Consider the following 22,361-nt stretch of genomic DNA (forward strand, 5'->3'; position numbering starts at 1 on the left):
CCTTTTATGTGCAGCGACTGAGGCCTGTTTAATACCACGCCTCATGGGTCGCGGGGTGGTTGTGGGGAGTATAGGCACGTCTGCCCCGGTCGCAGCGGCGTCGGCACGCTCGTATTTTTGTGTACGATCCTGATAATTATCTGGAACAATCTGCACGTTCTTTGAGAACATCCGATGCCGCCGTGTGACCGAACACCCATTTCCGGTCGCTCAGTGCACATTCAGCCCGATTTTCATGCCGCAACTCATCATATAGTATCGCTTCGCGTTCACTACATAGATGTCGAATCCAGGCCTGATCCGATGTTCCTGCAAGGCCAGAACCTGTTTCAAGCGCTTCACCTCAGGTGCCCGCCGCCCCGCCCAGCCGCCCGCAACGGCATGTTCTGGAAGGGCACGCAGCGACGTCGATGGCTTTAACAAGAAAGCGCTCGTGATTGAAGCGCAGATAGCTGAGCAGAGTGAGGCAAGCAATGACTGAACACGTTCAAGTCGGTGGCCTGCGGGTCGCCAACGTCCTGCTGGATTTTGTGAACAACGAAGCCATTCCCGGAACCGGCCTCGACGCCGCTGCATTCTGGGCCGGTGCCGATGCGCTCATCCACGAGCTCGCACCGAAGAACAAAGCCCTGCTCGCCAAACGAGACGAATTCCAGGCGCGTATCGACGCCTGGCATCAGTCCAATGCCGGCAACGCCCACGATGCAGTCGCCTACAAGGCGTTTCTGCTGGAAATCGGCTATCTGCTGCCAGAAGCGGCAGACTTCCAGATCACCACACAAAACGTCGACGAAGAAATCGCGCGCATGGCCGGCCCGCAATTGGTGGTGCCGGTAATGAACGCACGTTTCGCGCTCAATGCATCGAATGCCCGCTGGGGCTCGTTGTATGACGCGCTGTACGGCACTGACGCCATCAGCGAAGCCGGCGGCGCAGAAAAAGGCAAAGGTTACAACCGGGTCCGCGGCGACAAAGTCATCGCCTTCGCTCGCGCCTTTCTGGACGAAGCCGCCCCTCTTGCGGCGGGCTCCCACGTTGACTCCACAGGCTACAAGCTGGTCGATGGCATGTTGATTGTCAGCCTCAAGGGCGGCAGCAACACCGGCCTGCGCGACGATGCCCAATTGATCGGCTTCCAGGGCGACGCATCGGCGCCGACTGCGTTGCTGTTCAAGCACAACGGCCTGCACTTCGAACTCCAGATCGACGCCACGAGCCCGGTCGGCCAGACCGATCCGGCTGGCGTCAAAGACGTGCTGATGGAAGCGGCGCTGACCACCATCATGGATTGCGAAGACTCCATCGCTGCCGTCGACGCCGACGACAAGGTCGTCGTGTACCGCAACTGGCTGGGACTGATGAAGGGCGATCTGTCCGAAGAAGTCTCCAAAGGTGGCACTAGCTTTACCCGTACGATGAATGCCGACCGCGTCTACACCTCGCCCACCGGCGAACCCGTCACGCTGCATGGCCGCTCGCTGTTGTTCGTGCGCAACGTCGGCCACCTGATGACCATCGATGCGATTCTCGACAATCAGGGCAACGAAGTGCCGGAAGGCATTCTCGACGGCCTGCTGACCAGCCTTGCGGCGATCCACAACCTCAAGGGCAATACCTCCCGCGCCAACAGCCGCACCGGCTCGGTATACATCGTCAAACCGAAGATGCACGGCCCGGAGGAGGTGGCGTTCACCAATGAGTTGTTCGGGCGTATCGAAGGGGTGCTGAACCTGCAGCGCAACACGCTGAAAGTCGGGATCATGGACGAGGAGCGCCGCACCACGATCAACCTCAAGGCCTGCATTCAGGCGGCGAGCGAGCGTGTGGTGTTCATCAACACGGGCTTCCTGGACCGCACCGGCGACGAGATCCACACGTCAATGGAAGCGGGGCCTGTCGTACGCAAGGCGCAGATGAAGGCGGAAAAGTGGATTGCCGCGTATGAAAATTCCAACGTCGATATCGGTTTGAAATGCGGCCTGCAAGGGCGCGCGCAGATCGGCAAAGGCATGTGGGCGATGCCTGATCTGATGGCCGCGATGCTTGAACAGAAAATCGCCCATCCGCTGGCCGGCGCCAATACCGCCTGGGTTCCTTCACCGACCGCTGCTGCGCTGCACGCGCTGCATTACCACAAGGTCGATGTGTTCGCGCGTCAGGCCGAGCTTGCCCAGCGCGCGCCGGCCTCCGTCGACGATATCCTGACCATCCCGCTGGCGCCGAACACCGACTGGACGGCGGAAGAGATTCAGAACGAGCTGGACAACAACTCCCAAGGCATCCTCGGCTATGTGGTGCGCTGGATTGATCAGGGCGTTGGCTGCTCGAAGGTGCCGGACATCAACGACGTCGGCCTGATGGAGGACCGTGCCACGCTGAGGATCTCCAGCCAGCACATTGCCAACTGGCTACGCCATGGCGTAGTCAGCGAGCAGCAGGTGATGGAAAGCCTCAAGCGGATGGCACCGGTGGTGGACCGTCAGAACGCAGGTGATTCGCTGTATCGCCCGCTGGCACCGGATTTCGACAGCAACATCGCGTTTCAGGCAGCGGTTGAACTGGTGATCGAGGGCACGCGGCAGCCCAATGGCTATACCGAGCCGGTGCTGCACCGCCGCCGTCGGGAGTTCAAGGCGAAACACGGGGCGTAACCAGCGCCCAAACAAAAAGGCGGTGTCCACGCAAATGGACACCGCCTTTTCTGTTTCACCACTCTGTTCATTGTAGGAGCGCGCTTGCCCGCGATTGCGGTATAGCTGTTGTGGAGATATTGCCTGCCAGACTGCTTTCGCGGGCAAGCGCGCTCCTACACTTGATGCGGTCATACAGGTAAAACGTTCTCAACCCGTCGGCGCCCCTATCCACAGGCGACGCTCTTATGCCATTTCCAGTTCCCGCTTCACCAGCCGCAACAGCTGCTTGGTGTTGATCGGCTTGAGCAGAAAATCCACCACGCTCAAATGCATCGCATCGATGGCGTCGCGGACGTTGGCGTCGCCGGACACGATAATGATCGGCAACTCTGCACGGTCCGATTCGCGCACTCTGCGGATCAGATCCAGCCCGTCGCACGGCGCCATGCGCAGATCGGTGATCAGCAGCGCAATGGACGGTCGGGTCTGCAGCAGATGCATGGCGCTGGTGCCGCCGGCGGCTGTGATGCAGCTGATGTCATTGAGACTGAGAATTTCGGCCAGAACTTCCCGAGCATCCTTGTCGTCATCGACGATCAGTACCCGTTGTGGCGATTGGGACGCAGGCGCGAGCATCACCTCATTGAGGGCTTCGCGCTCTTCATCACTCAAAATACTGTGATCGAACATACCCGTCTCATCTTCCTGTCGACTCCAATTCTGACAGCGCAAGCGATAGATACGCTGCACATCCTGTCGGCTTCATGCCGGGCCCTGAGGCCTCGCGCTAACTGCATCGCTGCGGTATTACACCTTGGTTCGATGCGATTCAACGCCTTCGCAGTCACCTAAGACTTACGTCCAATGGGCACTGCCCGATAAGCGGTCGACCATGGGGTCAATAAAAACAAGCGGTAACGGTCATGAGCAAAGCGGACGCTTTTACCCAGGCAGGCAAAACAGCCGTTCTGCAGAACATCCACGGCACGATGCAATTCCTGCAAAAATTCCCGCCGTTCAACCAGATGGAAAACGCCCATCTGGCGTACCTTGTCGAACAGTGTCACCTGCGTTTCTACGCTACAGACGAGAGCATCATCAAGCCTAGCGATGGGCCAGTAGAACATTTTTACATCGTCAAACAAGGCCGCGTGGTGGGTGAGCGTCCTCATTCGGCAAAAGGCGGCACCGAGACCACGTTCGAAATCACCACGGGCGAGTGTTTTCCCCTCGCCGCGCTGCTCGGCGAACGCGCCACGCGAACCGAACATCTGGCGGCCGAAGACACCTTCTGCCTGCAGTTGAACAAGCAAGCCTTCATCAAGTTGTTCGCACTCTCCAATGAGTTCCGCGACTTCGCCCTGCGCGGCGTCAGCAGCCTGCTTGATCAGGTGAATCAGCAAGTAAAGCAGAAGGCGGTGGAAACACTCGGCACGCAATATTCCCTGAACACGCGACTGGGTGAACTGGCGATGCGTCACCCGGTGACGTGCTCCCCCGACACGCCGCTGCGTGAAGCCGTGCGCCAGATGGACGAGCAGCAAGTCGGCAGTATCGTGATCGTGGACGAGGCCAAAGCGCCGCTGGGTATTTTCACGCTGCGCGATCTGCGTCAGGTCGTCGCCAACATCGACGCCGACTTCGGCGAACCCATCGAACGCAGCATGATTCAAGCGCCGTTCTACCTGAGTCCGGACGCCAGCGCCTTCGATGCCGCCATTGCCATGACCCAGCGCCATATCGCCCACGTCTGCCTGGTCAAGGATCAGCGTCTGTGTGGCGTGGTCTCCGAGCGCGACCTGTTCTCGCTGCAGCGCGTGGATCTGGTGCATCTGGCGCGCACCATCCGCAGCGCGCCGCGCATCGATTCGCTGGCCAACCTGCGCGGTGACATTGTCCAGCTGGTGGACCGAATGCTCGCCCACGGCGCCTCGTCCACGCAGATCACCCAGATCATCACGCTGCTCAACGACCACATGGTCTGTCGCGTCATCGAACTCACGCTGGAAGAGAAAGGTGATCCCGGCATCGCTTTCAGTTGGCTGTGTTTCGGCAGCGAGGGTCGGCGCGAGCAGACGCTGTACACCGATCAGGACAACGGCATTCTCTTCGAAGCCAGCGACGCCGCCGAGGCCGCTGAAATTCGCGGCCGGCTGTTGCCCATCGCCGAGCGGATCAATCAAAGCCTGGCGGTGTGCGGATTCGCGCTGTGCAAGGGCGGGATCATGGCGAGCAATCCGCAGCTGTGCCTGTCGCGCATCGAGTGGGCGCGGCGATTCGGCTCGTTCATTCGCGAAGCCACGCCGGAGAACCTGCTGTCATCTTCCATCTATTTCGATCTGCGCGTGGTGTGGGGCGATGAAAGCGGCGGCGATCAATTGCGTCAGAGCATTCTTGCGCAGGTCGCAGACAACGCCTTGTTCCAGCGCATGATGGCCGACAACGCCCTGCGTCAACGCCCACCGGTGGGCCGTTTCAAGGATTTCGTGGTCGCGCGCAAAGGCAGTGAAAAGGACACGCTGGATCTGAAGACCCAAGGCCTGACGCCATTTGTCGATGGGGCGCGGTTACTGGCGCTGGCCAACGGCGTCGAGGCGAGCAACACGCTGGACAGGCTGCGTCAGCTGGTGGCCAAAGAGGTTATCGACCCGCTGGACGGTGCGGCGTACGAAGAGGCTTATCACTTCATCCAGCAAACCCGTATGCAACAGCATCAGCAGCAGAACCGGCAAAACCTGCCGTACTCCAATCGCATCGACCCGGATGTGCTCAATCATCTGGACCGGCGCATTCTGCGTGAGTCGTTCCGTCAGGCGCAGCGGCTGCAGACCAGCCTCACTGTGCGCTACCAACTGTAAGCGACTGCTCATGAATTTGTTCCGCTGGCTCAAGCCACCCAAACGCGCCGCCGCCCCTGAGCTCACGCCTGAACAGCAACAGCGTCTGCGCGCCTTGCCCGGCCCCGGTGCGCTGGATCAGAAGACGTTGCGCCAGCAACGGTGGGTCGTGGTTGATCTTGAAACCAGCGGGCTGAATCTGCAGCGGGACGAAGTGCTGTCGATCGGCGCAGTGGTCATCGAAGATGGCGCAATCGATCTGGGTCAGCAGTTTGAGCGCACGCTGATGCGCGCCGATCACAAACTCAGCCCGAGCGTATTGATTCACGGGCTGGGCCCCACCGCGATTGCGGCAGGCAGCGAGCCGGTGGAAGCGCTGCTGGATTTCATGGCATTCGTGGGTGACAGCCCACTGCTGGCGTTCCACGCGGCATTCGACGAGCACATGCTGGGGCGTGCATTAAAGGAGAGCTTGGGCTATCGCCTGCTGCACCCTTTCATCGATGTCGCTCACATCGCACCCTTCCTTTGCCCGAACGCGAATCTGCGTCAGGCAGGCCTGGACGACTGGACGCGATTCTTCGGGCTTCACGCCGAGGAGCGCCATCACGCCAGCGCCGATGCGTTGGTGACCGCCGAGCTCGCGATGATCCTGTTCAGCCACGCCAGGCGACAGGGGATCGAAACCCCTGCACAGCTTGAGCAAGGCGTGGCGAAATGGCGACGGCAGCAGCAGTCGCCTTCGTTTTAGCGTTCATCCTCTACACCTGCCCCTGGATCCCTTTTCGCCTTACAGAATGAATGGTCGATTCGTACATCAACCGTTCGGCTTGTTCCTACAAGGACCAATTGCCAGCATTGGGCAGCTCTGACACAATCGCGAACAATTCTCGTTAGCCCCTTTGTTCTCCTCGGTGCGCTTGTGTCGTCACTTCAAAGTCCCCAGCAGCAGCTCGTCGGCATGCTCTACCGCGACCATCGCGGCTGGCTGCTGGGCTGGCTCAGACGCAACGTCGCTTGCCCGGACCGCGCCGAAGACCTGAGCCAGGACACGTTCATTCGTCTGCTGGGCCGCGAGCAATTGCTTGAACCCCGCGAACCCCGGGCCTTTCTGGTCTCGATCGCGAAGGGCTTGTTGTTCGACCACTTCCGCCGGGCCGCGCTGGAACAGGCGTATCTGGACGAACTGATGCTGGTTCCCGAGGGCGAACAACCTTCCCTGGAAGAGCAGCAACTGATTCTCGAAGACCTCAAGGCCATCGACCGTCTGCTGGGCAAGCTCTCCAGCAAGGCGCGCGCCGCCTTTTTGTACAACCGCCTGGACGGCATGCCCCACGCAGAGATCGCCACAACCCTCGGCGTCTCGGTGCCCCGCGTGCGTCAGTACCTGGCGCAGGGTTTGCGCCAGTGCTACATCGCGCTGTATGGCGAGCCGACATGAGCCGTATTTCCACCCGACCTGTTTCATCCCACGTGTTGGACGCCGCCATCGCCTGGCAACTGTGCCTGGACTGCGGCCGGGGCAGCGAAGCCGAGCGTGAAGAATTCGCCAAGTGGTACGCCGCCAGCGACGAGCATGCGCGCGCCTGGATGCAGTTGGGCATGGTCGATCAGCGCTTCGCCGGTACCACCGGGCCGGCACGCTCGGCGCTTTTGCGTTCCCGAGATGGCATGGGCTTGCGTCTGCGCAAGCTCGGCCGCGGGGTTGCAGGGGTCGCGCTGGCGCTGGGATTGACGCTGTTTCTGGGTGATCGCCTGCTGCCGGTGGATTACTGGCTCGCAGACCTGCGCACCGCCACCGGGGAGCAACGCATCATTCGCCTGTCGGATAACACCCTGATTCGGCTCAACACCCACAGCGCGCTGGACGTGCGATTCGACGCCACACAGCGACGGATCGTGCTTCAGGAAGGCGAGATCTTCGTGGAAACCGGTAGCCACAACGACGCGCGTCCGTTCATCGTTGAAACCCCCGAAGGGCAAATGCGCGCCCTGGGCACGCAGTTTCTGGTCAAGCGGCAGGCCGACGGCACGCTGCTGAGCGTGCTGCAATCAGCCGTCGCCGTGCACCCGCAAGCGTCGAATCATGAAAAGGTGCTGAACGAAGGGCAGCAGATGTTGATTCATCGCAACAGCCTCGGCCCCATGCTCGCCCTTGCGCCCGGCACCGGCGCCTGGATGCGCGGCATGCTGGTGGTCGATAACGCCCGTCTGGCAGACATGGTCGCTGAGCTTGCCCGTTATCGTCAGGGCCATCTCGGCGTCGCGAAAGACGTGGCGGACCTTCGCATCACCGGCAGCTTTCCGTTGACCAACACCGACCTGGCGCTCAAGGCACTGACGCCCACACTCCCCGTGCAGATCGAAGCGCGTACGCAATGGTGGGTGACGGTGGTGGGCAGCGAGAAGAGGCCTGCCACGGCGCTGTGAATCGGGGTTCGCCAGCAAGCCGGCTCAGGTAATGGACTGTCGTAGCCTACGGATTCAACGCAGCTCACTTGCAGGAGCGCGCTTGCCCGCGAACGGGGATTATCAGCCACTGGATAAGTTGGCTGGCCCACCGCAATCGCGGGCAAGCGCGCTCCTACAGTGTTTTGCGCCTGGCGCCGGAGATCTCAAGCTGTAGCCAGCTTGCTGGTGAATGCGTCGGCTCGCTCAGCCAAGTCAGTGCAGGGCTGTGATTGGCCAATATGATCGTTGGGCTCGCTAATCCAGATTAATTTTCGCCACGCCCTATCACTTTTCAGATCTCGTTCGGCACATAGGCATTGAGAACCATTTCCATCGAGGTGCCGTTCATGTCCCGCACGATTCACACCCTTCTTCGACCGAGCCTGCTGGCTATTGCCGTCGCCATTGCCGCGCCGATGCTCAGTGCGCCGCTGATGGCCGCTGCCCAGGCGTCCAGCGTAGGCGCCTACAATCTGCCCGCCGCGCCGTTGTCCGCGACGCTGACGCAGATTGCCAGTCAGGCAGGCCTGGCCTTATCGCTGGATCCGGCACTGGCGGCAGGCCGCACGTCGGCACCGGTTCAGGGCCAGTTCGACGCGCCAGGCGCGATGGGCCAAGCGCTGCGCGGCACAGGCTTGCAACTGAATCTGACGACAGCGGGCACCTACACACTGGTGGCTGCGCCTGAAGGTGCGATGGCATTGCCGGCCACCAGCATTCAAGGCAGTCAGGAAAGTTTCGAAAGCGCGTGGGGCCCGGCGCAGGGATACGCCGCGAGTCGCACCGCAGCCGGCACCAAGACCGACACCGCACTGGTCGAAGCACCTCGCTCGATCTCGGTCGCGACCCGGCAGCAGATGCAGGATCGCGCGGTACAGAACATCGACGACGCCGTTCGTTACATGCCAGGCGTGGTTGCCAGCAGTTACGGCAGTGACAGCCGGGCCGAATGGCTGAAGGTCCGAGGCTTCGAACCCACTCAGTTCCTCGACGGCCTGCCGCTGCCAAAAGGCGCCTACGTGATGCCGAAGATGGAAACCTGGGACCTGGAGCGCATCGCCCTCCTGCGTGGCCCGGCATCCTCGGTGTACGGCCAGACCCCGCCGGGCGGCATGCTCGACATGGTCAGTCGTCGCCCCGAAGCCGAAGCCAGCCACGAAGTGCAGGTTCAGGTCGGCACTTACAACCGCAAGCAGATCAGCTTCGACAGCACCGGCAAGATCGACGACGCCGATAATTTCGAGTACCGCGTCAGTGGCGTCGTGCGTGACAGCGGCACCTCGGTGGATCACATCGATGACAAGCGTTACAACATCGCGCCGAGCCTGACCTGGAACATCGACCCGGACACCAAGCTGACCTTCCTCAGCCAGTTCAATCGGGACGATACCGGCATCACCAGCCAGTTCCTGCCGATTCAGGGCACCAAATACCCGTCAGCCGTGGGCCGCGTGAAGTACCACGAAAACCTGGGTGATCCGGACTGGGAGTTCTACGACAAAACCTATTACGCGTTGGGCTATGCCTTTGAGCATCGTCTCAACGACGTCTGGCAGTTCAAGCAGAACGTCCGCTACACCAAAAGCGACCTTTCCTTTCAGGGGATCACGGCAGGCGGTTATTTCGGCTCGGTGTCCGACGATGGCACCGTTGCTCGCGGCGCCAATGTCGTGAACGAGGACATTTCCCAGTTTGCGCTGGACAACAATCTGCAAGCCGACTTCGACACCGGCGCGCTCAAGCACACCGTGTTGCTGGGGCTCGACTATCAGCGCGTGAACCACAACTACAAGTGGCAGTACGGCAACGCGCCGACCAGCAACATCGCCAAACCGATTTACGGGCAGGACTTCAGCAACGTCGCCTATACCGCGTTTCAGGACTACAACCAGAAAACCCAGGACGTCGGCATCTACCTTCAGGACCAACTGGCCCTGGATAACTGGCGTCTGACCCTGGGCGGGCGGCAGGATCTGCTCAAGACCGAATCGAAGTTCTACAACAGCGATCAGTCCGACGACCGCACCGACAGCGCGTTCACCGGCAATGCCGCGCTCAGCTACGTCTTCGATTCCGGTTTCACGCCCTACATTTCCTACGCCGAGTCCTTCCAGGCCGAGCAAGGCGGCGCCAATGGCGTGGCGTTCCAGCCGGGGACGGGCAAGCAGTACGAAGTAGGCCTCAAATACCAGCCTCCGGGCACCAACATCATCTTCACTGCGGCCGCTTACGACCTGACCCGTCGCGATATCGTGCTCAGCGACATCCTTGGCGTGCAGCGTCCTCTGGGTGAGGCGAAGGTGCGCGGCTTCGAGCTGGAAGCGGTGGGCGATGTCACCGACAACCTGAAAGTGACGGCGTCCTACACCTACGCCAACAGCAAGATGACCAAAGTCACCGACCCACTGGACAAGAATCGTCCGCTGCCACTGACGCCTGAAAACCAGGCGGCGATCTGGGGCGATTACACCTGGCACACCGGCGTACTCGACGGTTTCGGCCTGGGCTTTGGCGCACGGTACATTGGCGAGACCGACAACATTGCAATCGGCAGTTACGGTTTTGTCGCCGATTCCAACTACGGTCACAGCAATGCCTACACCGTCTACGACGCCGCCGTGCATTACGACCTCGGGCGCATGAACAAATCGTTGAAGGGCGTGAGCGTGTCGGTCAACGCCAACAACGTATTCGACAAGGAATACGTATCCACCTGCGACGGCTTCTATTGCTACTACGGCGACCGTCGCACGGTGCTCGCGAGCGTAGACTACAAATGGTAATGCTTTAAACTCTCATTACCTGAAACAAGGGCCGCTCCCATACAGCGGCCTTTGTCGCTTTCGCTGACTCCGGATTTCCACATGAAAAGCCAAACCATCCGCCGCTGGTCTTTCATCCACACGTGGACCAGCCTGATCTGCACGGCATTCCTGCTGATGCTGGCGATCACTGGCTTGCCGTTGATCTTCAGTCACGAGATCGCTCACTTGACGGGCGATGCGCCGGAATTCAAGGAGATGCCGGCCGGCACCCCGCATCTGGACCTTGAGCAGCTGGTCCGCTCAGCCGAAGCCCATCGCCCCGGCGACGTGATGCAGTATTTTGGCTGGGACGACGATGACCCTAACGGCGTCTACGCCATCATGGGCAAGACCGCCGGCGGCGACCCCAACGAATCCCACAGTTTCATGCTCGACGCGCGCACCGGCGAGGCGATGGAAACGCCGAACGCCAACGGCGGTTTCATGATGATCATGCTGCGCCTGCACGTGGACATGTACGCGGGGCTGCCGGGCAAGCTGTTGCTGGCGTTCATGGGACTGCTGTTTGTCATGGCGATCGTGTCCGGCGTCGTGTTGTACGCGCCCTTCATGCGCCGACTGGATTTCGCCACAGTGCGGCCGAATAAATCCACGCGGGTGCGTTGGCTCGACCTGCACAACCTGATCGGCGTCGTGACGCTGACCTGGGCCATGGTCGTCGGCCTGACCGGAGTCCTCAATGCCTGCGCCGATCTGGTGATCGCGCAATGGCGCACCGACGCGCTGATGACCATGATCGCGCCGTACAAGGACGCCCCGCCCCTGACCGAACGCGCGCCGGCGACCCGATTGATCGACATTTCCAAAGCCACTGTCCCCGGCGCCGAGCCAAGCTTCATTGCCTTTCCCGGCTCACGCTTTTCCAGCGAGCATCATTACGCCGTATTCATGAAGGGCGACACACACCTGACGTCCCACCTACTGACCCCTGTCCTGATCGACGCCCAGGACCTGCACGTCACGGCAACACTGGGACGCCCGTGGTACATGGACGCGCTGCTGCTGTCGCAACCGCTGCACTTCGGCGACTACGGCGGCATGCCGATGAAAATCCTCTGGGCTGCGCTGGATGTGCTGACGATCATCGTCCTCGGCAGTGGTTTGTACCTGTGGTGGGTCCGCCGTCGCGCCACAGTCGCCGCGGCTAAGACCGTCGCAGTCGAGGCAGAAGTGGCATGACCCGACACAAAAAGCATTCGGCGTTCTGGAAGACCTTCGGCACGCCCGGCTGGATCGCCCTGCTGACCGCAGTCGGCCTGTTCGCCGCGCTGCTCGGCGACGGTGCGTGGGATGTACTCGCCTGGGTGGGCATGGCCATTCCGACCTGGTACAGCTGCAAAGGATTGATGGCACGCAAGCGGGTTTGATTCACCGAACCCTGCTTCTACATGATTTACATCGAACCGTACCCAATGACCCGGTTTGCCTTGACGATGGCAGGGGCGCGCGCATCCGCAGTAAAGCATCACATCCTGCCTGGCATCCCTTGGTTATAAGTCGAACAAGTCTGTAAGAAGACTCCCTCAAAACAACAGTAAGCGTCCTGCACGCTCCGACACCCAAACTGGCCTCCCCTGCGAGTCACCCTCCCGATAATCGATATTCCGCCCTGGCAGGGCATCCACACTATCCATCGGGAAGACCCACCATGGCGCTCGACGCATTTTTGAAGATTGACGGCATACCTGGCGAAGCACTGGATGAGCAGTGCAAAGACTGGATTGAAATCACCGGGTATTCGTTCGGCACCTACCAGTCCGCGTCCGTTACAGCCAGCACGGCAGGCGGCGCAACTTCCGGGCGTACCACACTCAGCAACCTGACGCTGACCAAGATGCTCGACAAGTCGAGCTGCAAACTGATGGCAGCCAACTGCGCCGGAGCGCACTTCAAGGAAGTGAAGCTTTCCGTCCACCGTGCAGGGGGCGACAAAATGAAGTTCTACGAAATCATTCTCGAAGAAGTGATCATTGCCGAATACAACCAACTGGCCAACGACGGCATTCCCACCGAACTCATCCAGCTCAACTACGGCCGTATCCGCTCGACCTACACCCTGCAAAAAAGAAACGACGGGAGCGCGGCCGGCAGCGTAACGGGCGGATGGGACAGGATCGGCAATAAGCAATATTGCTGAGCGAGGGACAGGTCATGGACTTCGAACGTACCCAACATGTCGGCCATTACGGTGTCGTGTTTACGCTTATCCACTTCACCGTGCAGCCGGACGATGCCCCATCGTTGAGAACGATCAACCTGCCGGAAATAACCAAGAATCATTTTGAGGTCTCCCGGTTGATTGAGGAAACCTACGAGCGAATGCTTGCACAGGGGCGGCCTTGCCGGATGGTGCTTGCGGTGTCACAACCAGTGAGCCGAAACTCAGCAGACCTGCTTAATGATCAGAGGGCTACGATAGGAACCCTAGTTGGCTCCATCGGAGGAAAACTTGCGTCACCGTTAGGGAGCATCGCGCAAAAGGTCGCTGGAACAACATCCGCCTCGGCGACCAAAAACAGATTGCCGATCTTTCATTCAGGAGACGTCATCGTCAGTATTGATGCCCAAGTGTCAGGTGGCATCGGTCCTCAACGCTCGTCAGCATCCTTAATCCTGAAAGTGAACGGCGGCCGCTGATGGGAACTGGCCTGTCCGTGGCAATTATGTGTTTTGTAATCTGGGGTATACGGCGAATTCCCGTACCAAGACTCTATCAATGCTTGACTGGCTTGGCGCTGATAGTCTTCTACTTCAAGTACGTCATCTCATGGATTGTTGCAATCGAAGAAGTGCAAGATGCTTACTTCCTGGATTACGAAACACTGTTATTTGGCATTTTCTATCTCGGAGTAGACCTGGTGATATACAGCTGGTGGCGTGACGACGAGCCAAAGTAGCGAATCGCATTGCTTCACCCATCAACAGGCTTGTCCCACGCTCCTCTTGGCGCGGGGCAAGCACCTCCCGCCATTCCAGTCATCACATGACCTCACGCAATTTACAAATCCGGCAGGCCTGCGTTCTGCCCCCGAAATTCCCGACTCCATAGGCACGCGATCATCCAAAACCCCGCAGCGCCAGTGACAAGCCCGTTACATTAAGAAATATAATGAGCGCTTTGCGGTATTTCAATTGACAAGAAATCGTGCGTTTGACTAAATCCAGTCATACGACGACGTATAACGATCGCCGCCAAATAAAAACAATACCCAGAGTGGATTCGATGAAAATCAAAGGCATCCGTTGGTGGATGGTCGCGCTGATAACCGGCGGTCTGATCGTCAACTATCTCGCGCGTAACACCCTCTCCGTCGCCGCTCCCACCATGATGAGCGAGCTGAACATTTCCACCGAACAGTACTCGCACGTCGTCATCGCGTGGCAGATGGGCTATGCATTCATGCAGCCGGTTGCCGGCTATGTGATCGACGCCATCGGCACGAAGATCGGCTTTGCAGTGTTTGCCATCGCCTGGTCAGTCGCCTGCGCATCAGCGGCCATGGCCACGGGCTGGCAGAGTCTGGCGTTCCTGCGCAGCTTGCTGGGCATCACTGAAGCGGCGGGTTTTCCTGCGGCGATCAAAGCAACCACGGAGTGGTTTCCGGCCAAAGAGCGCTCGGTCGCCATCGGCTGGTTCAACATCGGCTCATCGATCGGCGCGTTGCTGGCCCCTCCCCTCGTGGTCTGGGCGATCCTGCACAGCGGCTGGCAGATCGCGTTCGTCATCGTCGGCGGGCTGGGCCTGCTGTGGAGCGCGGGCTGGCTATTTTTCTACAAGCACCCCCGTAATCAGCGTCTGCTGGGCGATGAAGAGCGCGATTACATTCTTGCGGGTCAGGAATCCCACCTGAAGGACGCGCCGACCAAGCACGCCAGCTGGAAGAAGATCGTCGGCACCCGCAATTTCTACGCAATCGCTTCGGCACGCATGCTCTCGGAGCCGGCCTGGCAGACGTTCAACGCCTGGATTCCGCTGTACCTGATGACCGAACGCCACATGAACATCAAGGAAATCGCGATGTTTGCCTGGCTGCCTTTTCTCGCTGCCGACATCGGCTGCGTGTTGGGCGGCTACCTGAGCCCTTTTTTCTACAAGCACTTCAACGTGTCGCTGCTGACGTCGCGCAAGATGGTAATGGTGTTCGGCTCGCTGTGCATGATCGGCCCTGGCTGCATCGGTCTGGTGGACAGCCCTTATGTCGCAATCGCGCTGTTGTGCGCCGGCGGCTTTGCGCACCAGACGCTGTCGGGCGCGTTGTATGCGATCACCTCGGACTCCTTCGGCAAGAACGAAGTGGGCACCGCGACTGGCCTGGGCGGTATGTTCGGGTTTCTCGGCGCGGCGTTGTTCACGCTGGTGCTCGGGATCATGGTCACCAAAGTCGGCTATAGCCCGCTGTTCGTGGCGCTGGCCGCTTTCGATCTCATCGCTGCCACGATCATCTGGTTTGTCGCCAAGCCGCTGTTGACCGGCACACCTTCGGCGCAATCCGGCAGTGCATCGGCTGAACCGGCAGATGGGGTCCCGACGGTCTGACATCTCTGTCCGGGCCGTCGTAAACCGGCCCGGCATACCATCCGGATATTGCACAGCGTCCTGGCCCTCACTAGTCTGGAGGACCAGGCCGATCAGAGGAATGTCCATGTCTGCGCCCAGCATGACGCTGTACTACAACGCCGCTTCGCCATTCGCGCGCAAGGTGATGATCTTGCTTCATGAAACCGGACAGGCAAACCGGGTCAGTCTCAAGGCGGTTGCCCTCACCCCCGTCAGCCCCGACGTTGAAGTCTGTCGCGATAACCCGTGCGGGAAAATTCCGGCGTTGTGTCTGGCCGACGACAACGTGATCCATGACAGTCGGGTGATTCTCGAATACCTGGATCAACAGCACGTCGGCAACCCCCTAATTCCCAAGGAAGGCTCGGCGCGCTGGCGACGGTTGACGCTTGCGTCACTGGCCGATGCCCTTATGGACGCTGCGCTGCTCATCCGTTACGAGACCTTTTTGCGTCCCGAGGAGAAACACTGGTCGGAATGGCTCGATGCCCAGCAGGAAAAAATCGCTCGCACGCTGGCCTACTTCGAAGCCGAAGCCGTCACCGAATTGAGTACGCACTTCGACGTCGCATCGATCAGCGTGGCATGTGCAGTGGGCTATCTGGATTTCCGCCAGCCCAATCTGGGATGGCGTAGCAGCTACCCGCGATTGGCGAGTTGGTATTGCGAAGTCAGCCAGCGGCCGTCGATGCTGGAAACCCAGCCGCCTGCGTAGCGAACGCTGGCAAGTATGCGAAGGCGTTGAGTCAGTCGATATTCTCAGCGCTGACCCACCGCGTTCGCCAGCAAGCCGGCTCCTACGGATTTCGCCTACGCCTGAGATTTCGGGAGCTGCGCAGATCCATTGTAGGAGCGCGCTTGCCCGCGAAGGCGGTGGGTCAAGCGATGTTGAGGGCGCAGGCTGATCGCCTTCGCCGGCTCATCGAAATCATCACAACACTCATCAGCACTCAGGCTTGTCCGCCGTATAACGACGGGCCGGGTTAACCGCTGCGCCGAATTCACGCAGGGCCTTGGCGCCGATCAGCAACGGGTAGTTGAAGTGGCTGCGGTCGACGAGGTTGACCTCCACGGTGCGTTTCACGTTGCCCAGGCATAGCTCGAGGTCCACAACCGGGCGCTTGGTCGGGTCAGCCGGTTCTTCTTCATCGTCGCCTTCGGAGCGGCCCTTGATCCGGCTGATGCGCGAAACCTTGTGTTCGTACACTTTGCTGTCAGCGTCCTTGGTCGCCAGACGGAAGCGCACCCAGTCATCGCCATCGCGCTTGAACAGTTCGATGTCCTTGGCCGACAACGATGCGGTCAACGCGCCGGTGTCCATCTTGGCCTTGAACGTCTCGCCGATCTCCGAGACCTGAATGTATTCGTAACGGCCGTACAACGTCGGTTCGGCAGCCATGACAGGCAACGCCAGCAAAGACATAAGCGCCAGAAGGGATTTCACGGATCTGATTCCTCGTGATGAATGGGCGGGGGCGTGTGCCCGGTTTAGACCGTCACTTTGCCGATGGTTCGCGCCAGGCTTCGCGCTCAGCGGCAAGCGAGCCAAGCATACGGAGCGTACCGACAAAGGCGTGAAACATTCGTCGGTATCACCAGGATTTTGCGCCCGGCGCCCGGCCTGCTTATCATTGCGCGCCACCCTGTCGATCGCGAGTGCCTTATGCGTCACCTGCTCACCGGAATTGCTGTCACGCTGCTGCTTCTGCTCAATACCCTGGTGCTGATCGGCCCGCTGATGGTCTTTGCACTGCTCAAGTTGGTGTTCCAGAGCGAAATGCGCGACAACTGCTCGGCAGCCGTGATGTGGATCGCCGAAACCTGGTGTGAAATCAACAAGCTGATTTTCAAAATCTGCCTGCCGACCCAGTGGGAAATCCGCGGCGACGAAGGCCTGCGTGGTGACACTTCCTATCTGGTCATCGGTAACCATCAGTCGTGGGTAGACATCCCGGCGCTGGTGCAGGCGCTGAATCGACGTACGCCCTTCTTCAAATTCTTCCTCAAGAAAGAGCTGATCTGGGTGCCGTTCCTTGGGCTGGCGTGGTGGGCTCTCGATTACCCGTTCATGAAGCGCTACACCAAGGCATTTCTGGCCAGACATCCCGAGCTCAAGGGCAAGGATCTGGAGATCACCCGCGAGGCATGCGAGCTGTTCAAACGTCAGCCGGTGACGGTGGTGAATTATCTGGAAGGCACACGGTTCACCCCGGCCAAAAAAGCCGAGCAGACTTCGCCCTACCGTTACTTGCTCAAGCCCAAGGCGGGCGGCGTCGCCTTCGTGCTGGCGGCGATGGGTGAGCAACTGGACGCAGTGCTCGATGTGACGGTCGTGTATCCGAGCGAGCGCATCCCGGGGTTCTGGGACTTGCTATCAGGACGAGTGCCACGGGTGATCGTCGACATCAGGACCCGCGAACTCGACCCCGCGCTGTGGCGAGGCGATTACGAGAATGACCCGGCGTTTCGCGTGTATGTGCAGGACTGGGTCAACCGGCTGTGGGAAGAGAAGGATGCGCGGATTGCCGAGTTGCGGGGCGCGATTCATTAGCGCTGTAGGAGCGCGCTTGCCCGCGAAGGCGGCGTCTCAGGCAGCCGATCCGTCATAGGCAGAATGCATTCGCGGGCAAGCGCGCTCCTACAAATACCTGAGGCTTACTTGGCGCCCCAGACGCCACTCAACGCCTGCAACGCAGAACTACCGGCGCCTTGCTGACCGAGGTATTGCAGAATCACCGGCACGAACTGGCTGACCATGCTGCTGTTCATGCCCAGCGCGCTGAACGCCTTGTTCACGTCGCCCATGCTCTGCACGTTACCCAGCGCGCTATCCAGGGCAGAGTTGCTGCTCCCGGAATTACCCAACAGTCCACCCAGACCACTCAGGCTGCCAAGGGCCGAATTGCCGGCCAGTTGATCGAGGCCTGGCACTGATTTGCTCAGTTGCGAATAGTCGTTGCCGGCGAGCTTGTTTTTGGCCAGCCCCAACAAGGCGCCCGTCCCGCCCACCGCTTGCTCCGGCGTGACGTTCAATTGCGTACCCAGCGTGTTCAACAGCCCGGCGGCCTCAGGCGCGGCAGTTGCCTTCTGCTGACCGCCGGTGGCGTTGGAAACGGCATTGGCCGCGTCATTCAGATTGAAAGCGAAGACCGGCGTGGCTGCCAGCGCCATCAGGCTCGCCAGCGCAGCACCGCGTACGTTTTTCAGTGGAACTTTCATCGCACCAACCTCGTTTTCCGGGAGACCGGCCGTGGCCGGGTAAACACGCGTTGGACCGCCCCTCGGAGGGAAGTTCCACGCAGGGCCTCAGGGTTTGCTGACATAAAACAAGCGCTGCGGCTCGAAGGTCCGCGCCAGCCGTTGATCCGCCGCCGTCGAGCCTGCCTGCAGGAGCCGGTGGCGAATGAACGCCTTATCGAAATGCTCACCGTTGTGAAGCTTCTCGCGCAGGCTGATCAAGCGCGTGCCGCCCTGGTGATCGGCACCGCGATAGAGCGGCTCACTGAAGAGGCGCACCTGAGGGTCGGCGCTACCTCCGATGGATTTCACCTGGACCTGGGTGATGATCGCGAAACCGGACAGCCAGGGCGACCACAGCCGGGAGACGTCGGCAGCGAAACACTCATCGGGGGTAAAGTCAGCCTCGCAGTCCGCCAGCTCGCGGTAGGTCGGTGCGACGCGCACATGTTGACGGTAAGCCGCGCGGTATCCGGCCTCGCACAGCGGCGGCGCAACCCCGCCCCAGATACACGCGTTCGGATTTTCAAAGAACATTTCCGACGATACCCAGCCCGATGTAACAGGCACCAGGTGAGCGCTGGTCAGCGTGGCAGGCAAGACAATGAGCGGCGTTGCGACGAGGAAGTGAATCGAGGTTCTGACCCACCAGACAAACATGCATGACTCACCAGCTGAAAAACGGGCAGGACAAATAGCACGGAGAAAACGCCGCTGAAACAAGCGGGAATGGAATTCAAACGCTCCTCGACTATTTTCAGAAACGCCCTACAAATGCGGGGCTAGAGGCCTACGTCAGGCATAAAAAAAGCGACCCGAAGGTCGCCTTTTGTGAGGGTCAGAAGATCATGCGGCGCTGAACAGTTTGTGTGGGTCGATGACGAATTTCTTCGGCACACCGGCATCGAATTCGCCGTAACCGCGCGGGGCGTCGTCGAGGCTGATCACTTCCACACCCACCACGTCGGCAATGTTGATGCGGTCCCACATGATGGCCTGCATCAGTTGACGGTTGTACTTCATGACCGGCGTCTGGCCGGTGTGGAAGCTGTGGGATTTCGCCCAGCCCAGGCCGAAACGAATGCTCAGCGCGCCGACCTTGGCCGCAGCGTCCACGGCGCCCGGGTCTTCCGTCACGTAAAGGCCGGGAATGCCGATCTTGCCGGCGACGCGCACCACCCCCATCAGCGAGTTGAGTACGGTGGCCGGGGCTTCGGCCTTGGCGCCCGCATGTCCATGGCCGCGCGCTTCGAAGCCCACGGCATCGACGGCGCAGTCCACCTCAGGCTCGCCCAGCAGGTCGGCGATTTGCTCGTGGAGCGGGGTGTCCTTGGACAGGTCGGCGATCTCGAAACCCTGGGCCTTGGCGTGCGCCAAACGAACCGGGTTGACGTCGCCGACAATGACGACTGCCGCGCCGAGCAGGCGCGCTGATGCGGCAGCGGCAAGCCCCACGGGACCGGCACCGGCGATGTACACCGAGCTGCCCGGGCCGACACCGGCAGTGACCGCTCCGTGATAACCGGTTGGCAGGATGTCGGAAAGGCAGGTCAGGTCGCGGATCTTCGACATGGCTTTGTCGCGATCAGGAAGTTTGAGCAGGTTGAAGTCGGCGTAGGGCACGAGCACGTATTCGGCCTGGCCGCCGGTCCAGTCGCCCATGTCGACATAACCGTAGGCACCGCCGGCGCGGGCCGGGTTAACGGTCAGGCAAACGCCGGTGTGTTGCTCTTTGCAGGAGCGGCAACGGCCGCAGGCGACGTTGAACGGCACGGACACCAGATCACCGATCTTGAGGTTTTCGACGTCGCTGCCCTTCTCGATCACTTCACCGGTGATTTCGTGCCCCAGTACGAGGCCGACCTGAGCCGTCGTTCGGCCACGCACCATGTGTTGATCGGAACCACAAATGTTGGTGGAAACCACGCGCAAGATCACCCCGTGCTCGATCTTCTTGCCGCGCGGGTCCTGCATTTTGGGATAGTCGATTTTCCGTACGTCGACCTTGCCTGCGCCGAGATACACCACACCACGATTACCGGACATACATGTCACCTCTCTATTTGTTATTGATTGGGTGAGTCAGTGAGCTTCAAGCCGCACGCTTCACGCAGCAAGCAAAAGCGCTGCTGCCACTACATGGGCCCGAAACGTGTTGCGAGTGACGCCGCTTTTCCTCTTGCGGCTTGAAGCTTGAAGCTTGCAACTACCCCCTACAGCACCACCGTCCTGTTGGCATTGAGAAAAACCCGTCGCTCGATGTGATAACCCACTGCACGCGCCAGGGTCAGGCCTTCGATGTCGCGGCCCTTGGCGATCAGGTCTTCAGGGTAGTGACTGTGGTCTACCACTTCCACGCCTTGGGCGATGATCGGCCCTTCGTCGAGGTCGTTGTTGATGTAATGGGCTGTCGCGCCGACCAGTTTCACGCCTTTGTTGTAAGCCTGGTGATAGGGCTTGGCGCCCTTGAAACCCGGCAGCAGCGAGTGATGAATGTTGATCGCCTTGCCATCGAGCTTGCGGCACAGCTCCGGCGACAGCACTTGCATGTAGCGGGCAAGCACCACCAGCTCGGCGCCGGTGTCTTCAATCACCTTCATTACCCTGGCTTCCTGCGCCGGTTTGTCGTGGGGGTCGAGGGGGAAATGGTAGTACGGAATATCGTGCCAGCGCGCCAGCGGTTCGAGGTCCGGGTGATTGGAGACGACGGCGACCACGTCCATGGACAGCTGATTGATGCGCTGGCGGTAAAGCAGATCGTTGAGGCAGTGGTCGGCCTTGGACACCATGATCACCACTTTCGGGCGGTAGTTCGGGGAGGTGAGCTCGAAAATCATGCCGAAGGATTCGCCGCGCTGGGCGAGACCTGCACGGAACGACGACTCGTCAAACCCCTCCGGCTGGCGAAACTCGACACGAATGAAAAAACGGCTGGACAGCCGGTCATCGAACGAATGGTGCTCGGTGACGTAACAGCCCTGCTCGAAGAGGTAACGCGTCACCGCATCCACCGTGCCCAGCACGCTGGGGCAGTCGGCGGTCAGAATCCAGGTATCGGGGGCGCGGCTCATAGGTATTCCTTGATCGTGTGGTCAATCCGTTATCAGGCAGCAACGCCCAAGCCATACTCCGCGCTTGCGTCCTGCAGCCACATCCACCAGTAATCGGCGAAGCTGCGGCGGATGACCAGTTCCCAAGTCTCTTCGCCGGTACGGCGGATCACCAGCTGCGATTTGGCGAACACCGTACCGATGGCTTTACCCACCGGAAAACTGCTCGGGTGCACGTCGTAGCTGGTTGATTTCATCAGCACTTCGCGGACCTTCGGGCCGGTCAGCTCCAGCAGCGATTGCCCGCCGCTGACGTTGACGATCGCGATGTGCAGACCCGAGAGCGCCTCTCGCAGCTTCTGCTCGACGGCGAATTCTTCACCGGTCGGCACGATCAGCAGCCACTCATCCGGGCCAAGCCACTGGATCGAACTGTCACCGCTGGACACCAGCGCCAGCGCACCCGGCAGTTCCATACCCAGCGCCTTGTGCACGCCGGCGGTGAACGCCGGATCGTGACCATTGCCACGGATGGTCAGGTGACCAAGCAGTTTTTTCTCCCGCAGCACGACGCCCGGATTGCTGCGGCCCTTGCCGATCAGGCTTTGAAGGTCAGCATGAAACAGCGGCGACTCGGCTTTGGCGTCGGTCGCTGGCCGCTGTTGGTAAACGTTGGCTGTGGTCATAGAGCACCTGTGTTGAATTCTATTGTTTCAGTGAGCGCAGACCTTGTAGGAGCGCGCTTGCCCGCGAAGGGTATTGCTGGCGAC

The 22,361-nt window shown here is 60.3% G+C and carries 21 protein-coding genes; 13 read left to right on the top strand and 8 right to left on the bottom strand.

What is annotated here, in order from left to right; translation table 11 throughout:
- Positions 1–210: 210 nt before the first annotated feature.
- Complete coding sequence (locus EC919_RS16495; protein ID WP_133775507.1) at positions 211–423, bottom strand: hypothetical protein; 213 nt, start codon at positions 421–423, stop codon at positions 211–213.
- Between the two features lie 50 nt (positions 424–473).
- Between EC919_RS16495 and EC919_RS16500 the strand changes: the two genes are divergently transcribed.
- A complete protein-coding gene (locus EC919_RS16500; protein ID WP_133775508.1) occupies positions 474–2,651 on the top strand; it encodes a malate synthase G in 2,178 nt (725 codons plus the stop codon).
- A gap of 225 nt (positions 2,652–2,876) precedes the next feature.
- Here the strand turns inward: EC919_RS16500 and EC919_RS16505 are convergent, their stop codons facing one another.
- The gene (locus tag EC919_RS16505; protein ID WP_163022123.1) at positions 2,877–3,323 is read right to left on the bottom strand and encodes a response regulator; all 447 of its coding nucleotides are present in this window, start codon (positions 3,321–3,323) and stop codon (positions 2,877–2,879) included.
- Positions 3,324–3,556: 233 nt separating this feature from the next.
- Between EC919_RS16505 and EC919_RS16510 the strand changes: the two genes are divergently transcribed.
- The 11 genes from EC919_RS16510 to EC919_RS16560 all read left to right on the top strand — a co-directional run bounded on the left by EC919_RS16510 (position 3,557) and on the right by EC919_RS16560 (position 16,019).
- The gene (locus tag EC919_RS16510) at positions 3,557–5,491 is read left to right on the top strand and encodes a putative nucleotidyltransferase substrate binding domain-containing protein (RefSeq protein ID WP_133775509.1); all 1,935 of its coding nucleotides are present in this window, start codon (positions 3,557–3,559) and stop codon (positions 5,489–5,491) included.
- Between the two features lie 10 nt (positions 5,492–5,501).
- The gene (locus EC919_RS16515; RefSeq protein ID WP_133775510.1) at positions 5,502–6,221 is read left to right on the top strand and encodes a 3'-5' exonuclease; all 720 of its coding nucleotides are present in this window, start codon (positions 5,502–5,504) and stop codon (positions 6,219–6,221) included.
- Between the two features lie 210 nt (positions 6,222–6,431).
- Positions 6,432–6,911: an RNA polymerase sigma factor gene (locus EC919_RS16520; RefSeq protein WP_243842280.1), complete on the top strand. Its 480-nt coding sequence runs from the start codon at positions 6,432–6,434 to the stop codon at positions 6,909–6,911.
- Positions 6,912–6,916: 5 nt separating this feature from the next.
- Complete coding sequence (locus EC919_RS16525; RefSeq protein ID WP_208294991.1) at positions 6,917–7,900, top strand: FecR family protein; 984 nt, start codon at positions 6,917–6,919, stop codon at positions 7,898–7,900.
- Between the two features lie 368 nt (positions 7,901–8,268).
- On the top strand, positions 8,269–10,704 hold the full coding sequence (locus EC919_RS16530; protein WP_133775513.1) for a TonB-dependent siderophore receptor: 2,436 nt from the start codon (positions 8,269–8,271) through the stop codon (positions 10,702–10,704).
- An 81-nt stretch (positions 10,705–10,785) separates the two neighbouring features.
- On the top strand, positions 10,786–11,925 hold the full coding sequence (locus tag EC919_RS16535; RefSeq protein ID WP_133775514.1) for a PepSY-associated TM helix domain-containing protein: 1,140 nt from the start codon (positions 10,786–10,788) through the stop codon (positions 11,923–11,925).
- Positions 11,922–12,113: a hypothetical protein gene (locus EC919_RS16540; protein WP_074886829.1), complete on the top strand. Its 192-nt coding sequence runs from the start codon at positions 11,922–11,924 to the stop codon at positions 12,111–12,113. The genes EC919_RS16535 and EC919_RS16540 overlap by 4 nt, the downstream gene beginning before the upstream one ends.
- Positions 12,114–12,394: 281 nt before the next feature.
- Positions 12,395–12,883, top strand: a complete 489-nt coding sequence (locus EC919_RS16545) for an Hcp family type VI secretion system effector (protein ID WP_133775515.1) — start codon at positions 12,395–12,397, stop codon at positions 12,881–12,883.
- Positions 12,884–12,897: 14 nt separating this feature from the next.
- The gene (locus tag EC919_RS16550) at positions 12,898–13,383 is read left to right on the top strand and encodes a hypothetical protein (protein ID WP_133775516.1); all 486 of its coding nucleotides are present in this window, start codon (positions 12,898–12,900) and stop codon (positions 13,381–13,383) included.
- 586 nt (positions 13,384–13,969) lie between these two features.
- The gene (locus EC919_RS16555) at positions 13,970–15,283 is read left to right on the top strand and encodes an MFS transporter (RefSeq protein WP_133775517.1); all 1,314 of its coding nucleotides are present in this window, start codon (positions 13,970–13,972) and stop codon (positions 15,281–15,283) included.
- A gap of 106 nt (positions 15,284–15,389) precedes the next feature.
- The gene (locus EC919_RS16560) at positions 15,390–16,019 is read left to right on the top strand and encodes a glutathione S-transferase family protein (protein WP_133775518.1); all 630 of its coding nucleotides are present in this window, start codon (positions 15,390–15,392) and stop codon (positions 16,017–16,019) included.
- Positions 16,020–16,247: 228 nt separating this feature from the next.
- On the opposite strand, the gene EC919_RS16565 is transcribed toward EC919_RS16560, so the two are convergent.
- On the bottom strand, positions 16,248–16,748 hold the full coding sequence (locus tag EC919_RS16565) for an ATP-dependent zinc protease family protein (RefSeq protein ID WP_133775519.1): 501 nt from the start codon (positions 16,746–16,748) through the stop codon (positions 16,248–16,250).
- Between the two features lie 219 nt (positions 16,749–16,967).
- Between EC919_RS16565 and EC919_RS16570 the strand changes: the two genes are divergently transcribed.
- Positions 16,968–17,855 (top strand): acyltransferase, encoded by an 888-nt coding sequence (locus EC919_RS16570; protein WP_133775520.1) that lies wholly within the window; start codon positions 16,968–16,970, stop codon positions 17,853–17,855.
- A 104-nt stretch (positions 17,856–17,959) separates the two neighbouring features.
- On the opposite strand, the gene EC919_RS16575 is transcribed toward EC919_RS16570, so the two are convergent.
- From EC919_RS16575 to EC919_RS16595, 5 genes are all read right to left on the bottom strand, one after another.
- The gene (locus EC919_RS16575) at positions 17,960–18,523 is read right to left on the bottom strand and encodes a DUF2780 domain-containing protein (protein WP_133775521.1); all 564 of its coding nucleotides are present in this window, start codon (positions 18,521–18,523) and stop codon (positions 17,960–17,962) included.
- Between the two features lie 87 nt (positions 18,524–18,610).
- Positions 18,611–19,201 (bottom strand): DUF1190 domain-containing protein, encoded by a 591-nt coding sequence (locus EC919_RS16580; protein ID WP_133775522.1) that lies wholly within the window; start codon positions 19,199–19,201, stop codon positions 18,611–18,613.
- A 186-nt stretch (positions 19,202–19,387) separates the two neighbouring features.
- On the bottom strand, positions 19,388–20,587 hold the full coding sequence (gene fdhA / locus EC919_RS16585) for a formaldehyde dehydrogenase, glutathione-independent (protein WP_133775523.1): 1,200 nt from the start codon (positions 20,585–20,587) through the stop codon (positions 19,388–19,390).
- A gap of 167 nt (positions 20,588–20,754) precedes the next feature.
- A complete protein-coding gene (gene purU, locus EC919_RS16590) occupies positions 20,755–21,612 on the bottom strand; it encodes a formyltetrahydrofolate deformylase (protein ID WP_133775524.1) in 858 nt (285 codons plus the stop codon).
- Between the two features lie 32 nt (positions 21,613–21,644).
- Positions 21,645–22,277 carry a sarcosine oxidase subunit gamma gene (locus EC919_RS16595; RefSeq protein ID WP_133775525.1) on the bottom strand — a complete coding sequence of 211 codons (633 nt, stop codon included), beginning with the start codon at positions 22,275–22,277 and terminating at the stop codon, positions 21,645–21,647.
- Positions 22,278–22,361 lie beyond the last annotated feature (84 nt).

Source organism: Pseudomonas graminis (genome assembly GCF_004364335.1).
Classification (GTDB): domain Bacteria; phylum Pseudomonadota; class Gammaproteobacteria; order Pseudomonadales; family Pseudomonadaceae; genus Aquipseudomonas; species Aquipseudomonas graminis_D.

What these genes read in the sequence shown, in the direction of transcription:
- EC919_RS16515 (WP_133775510.1), top strand. Translation starts at nt 5,502, where the DNA reads ATGAATTTGTTCCGCTGGCTCAAGCCACCCAAACGCGCCGCCGCCCCT.
- purU (WP_133775524.1), bottom strand. Translation starts at nt 21,612, where the DNA reads ATGAGCCGCGCCCCCGATACCTGGATTCTGACCGCCGACTGCCCCAGC.
- EC919_RS16555 (WP_133775517.1), top strand. Translation starts at nt 13,970, where the DNA reads ATGAAAATCAAAGGCATCCGTTGGTGGATGGTCGCGCTGATAACCGGC.
- EC919_RS16595 (WP_133775525.1), bottom strand. Translation starts at nt 22,277, where the DNA reads ATGACCACAGCCAACGTTTACCAACAGCGGCCAGCGACCGACGCCAAA.
- EC919_RS16520 (WP_243842280.1), top strand. Translation starts at nt 6,432, where the DNA reads ATGCTCTACCGCGACCATCGCGGCTGGCTGCTGGGCTGGCTCAGACGC.
- EC919_RS16510 (WP_133775509.1), top strand. Translation starts at nt 3,557, where the DNA reads ATGAGCAAAGCGGACGCTTTTACCCAGGCAGGCAAAACAGCCGTTCTG.
- EC919_RS16550 (WP_133775516.1), top strand. Translation starts at nt 12,898, where the DNA reads ATGGACTTCGAACGTACCCAACATGTCGGCCATTACGGTGTCGTGTTT.
- EC919_RS16535 (WP_133775514.1), top strand. Translation starts at nt 10,786, where the DNA reads ATGAAAAGCCAAACCATCCGCCGCTGGTCTTTCATCCACACGTGGACC.
- EC919_RS16570 (WP_133775520.1), top strand. Translation starts at nt 16,968, where the DNA reads ATGCGTCACCTGCTCACCGGAATTGCTGTCACGCTGCTGCTTCTGCTC.
- EC919_RS16545 (WP_133775515.1), top strand. Translation starts at nt 12,395, where the DNA reads ATGGCGCTCGACGCATTTTTGAAGATTGACGGCATACCTGGCGAAGCA.
- EC919_RS16560 (WP_133775518.1), top strand. Translation starts at nt 15,390, where the DNA reads ATGTCTGCGCCCAGCATGACGCTGTACTACAACGCCGCTTCGCCATTC.
- EC919_RS16540 (WP_074886829.1), top strand. Translation starts at nt 11,922, where the DNA reads ATGACCCGACACAAAAAGCATTCGGCGTTCTGGAAGACCTTCGGCACG.
- fdhA (WP_133775523.1), bottom strand. Translation starts at nt 20,587, where the DNA reads ATGTCCGGTAATCGTGGTGTGGTGTATCTCGGCGCAGGCAAGGTCGAC.
- EC919_RS16530 (WP_133775513.1), top strand. Translation starts at nt 8,269, where the DNA reads ATGTCCCGCACGATTCACACCCTTCTTCGACCGAGCCTGCTGGCTATT.
- EC919_RS16580 (WP_133775522.1), bottom strand. Translation starts at nt 19,201, where the DNA reads ATGTTTGTCTGGTGGGTCAGAACCTCGATTCACTTCCTCGTCGCAACG.
- EC919_RS16575 (WP_133775521.1), bottom strand. Translation starts at nt 18,523, where the DNA reads ATGAAAGTTCCACTGAAAAACGTACGCGGTGCTGCGCTGGCGAGCCTG.
- EC919_RS16505 (WP_163022123.1), bottom strand. Translation starts at nt 3,323, where the DNA reads ATGTTCGATCACAGTATTTTGAGTGATGAAGAGCGCGAAGCCCTCAAT.
- EC919_RS16500 (WP_133775508.1), top strand. Translation starts at nt 474, where the DNA reads ATGACTGAACACGTTCAAGTCGGTGGCCTGCGGGTCGCCAACGTCCTG.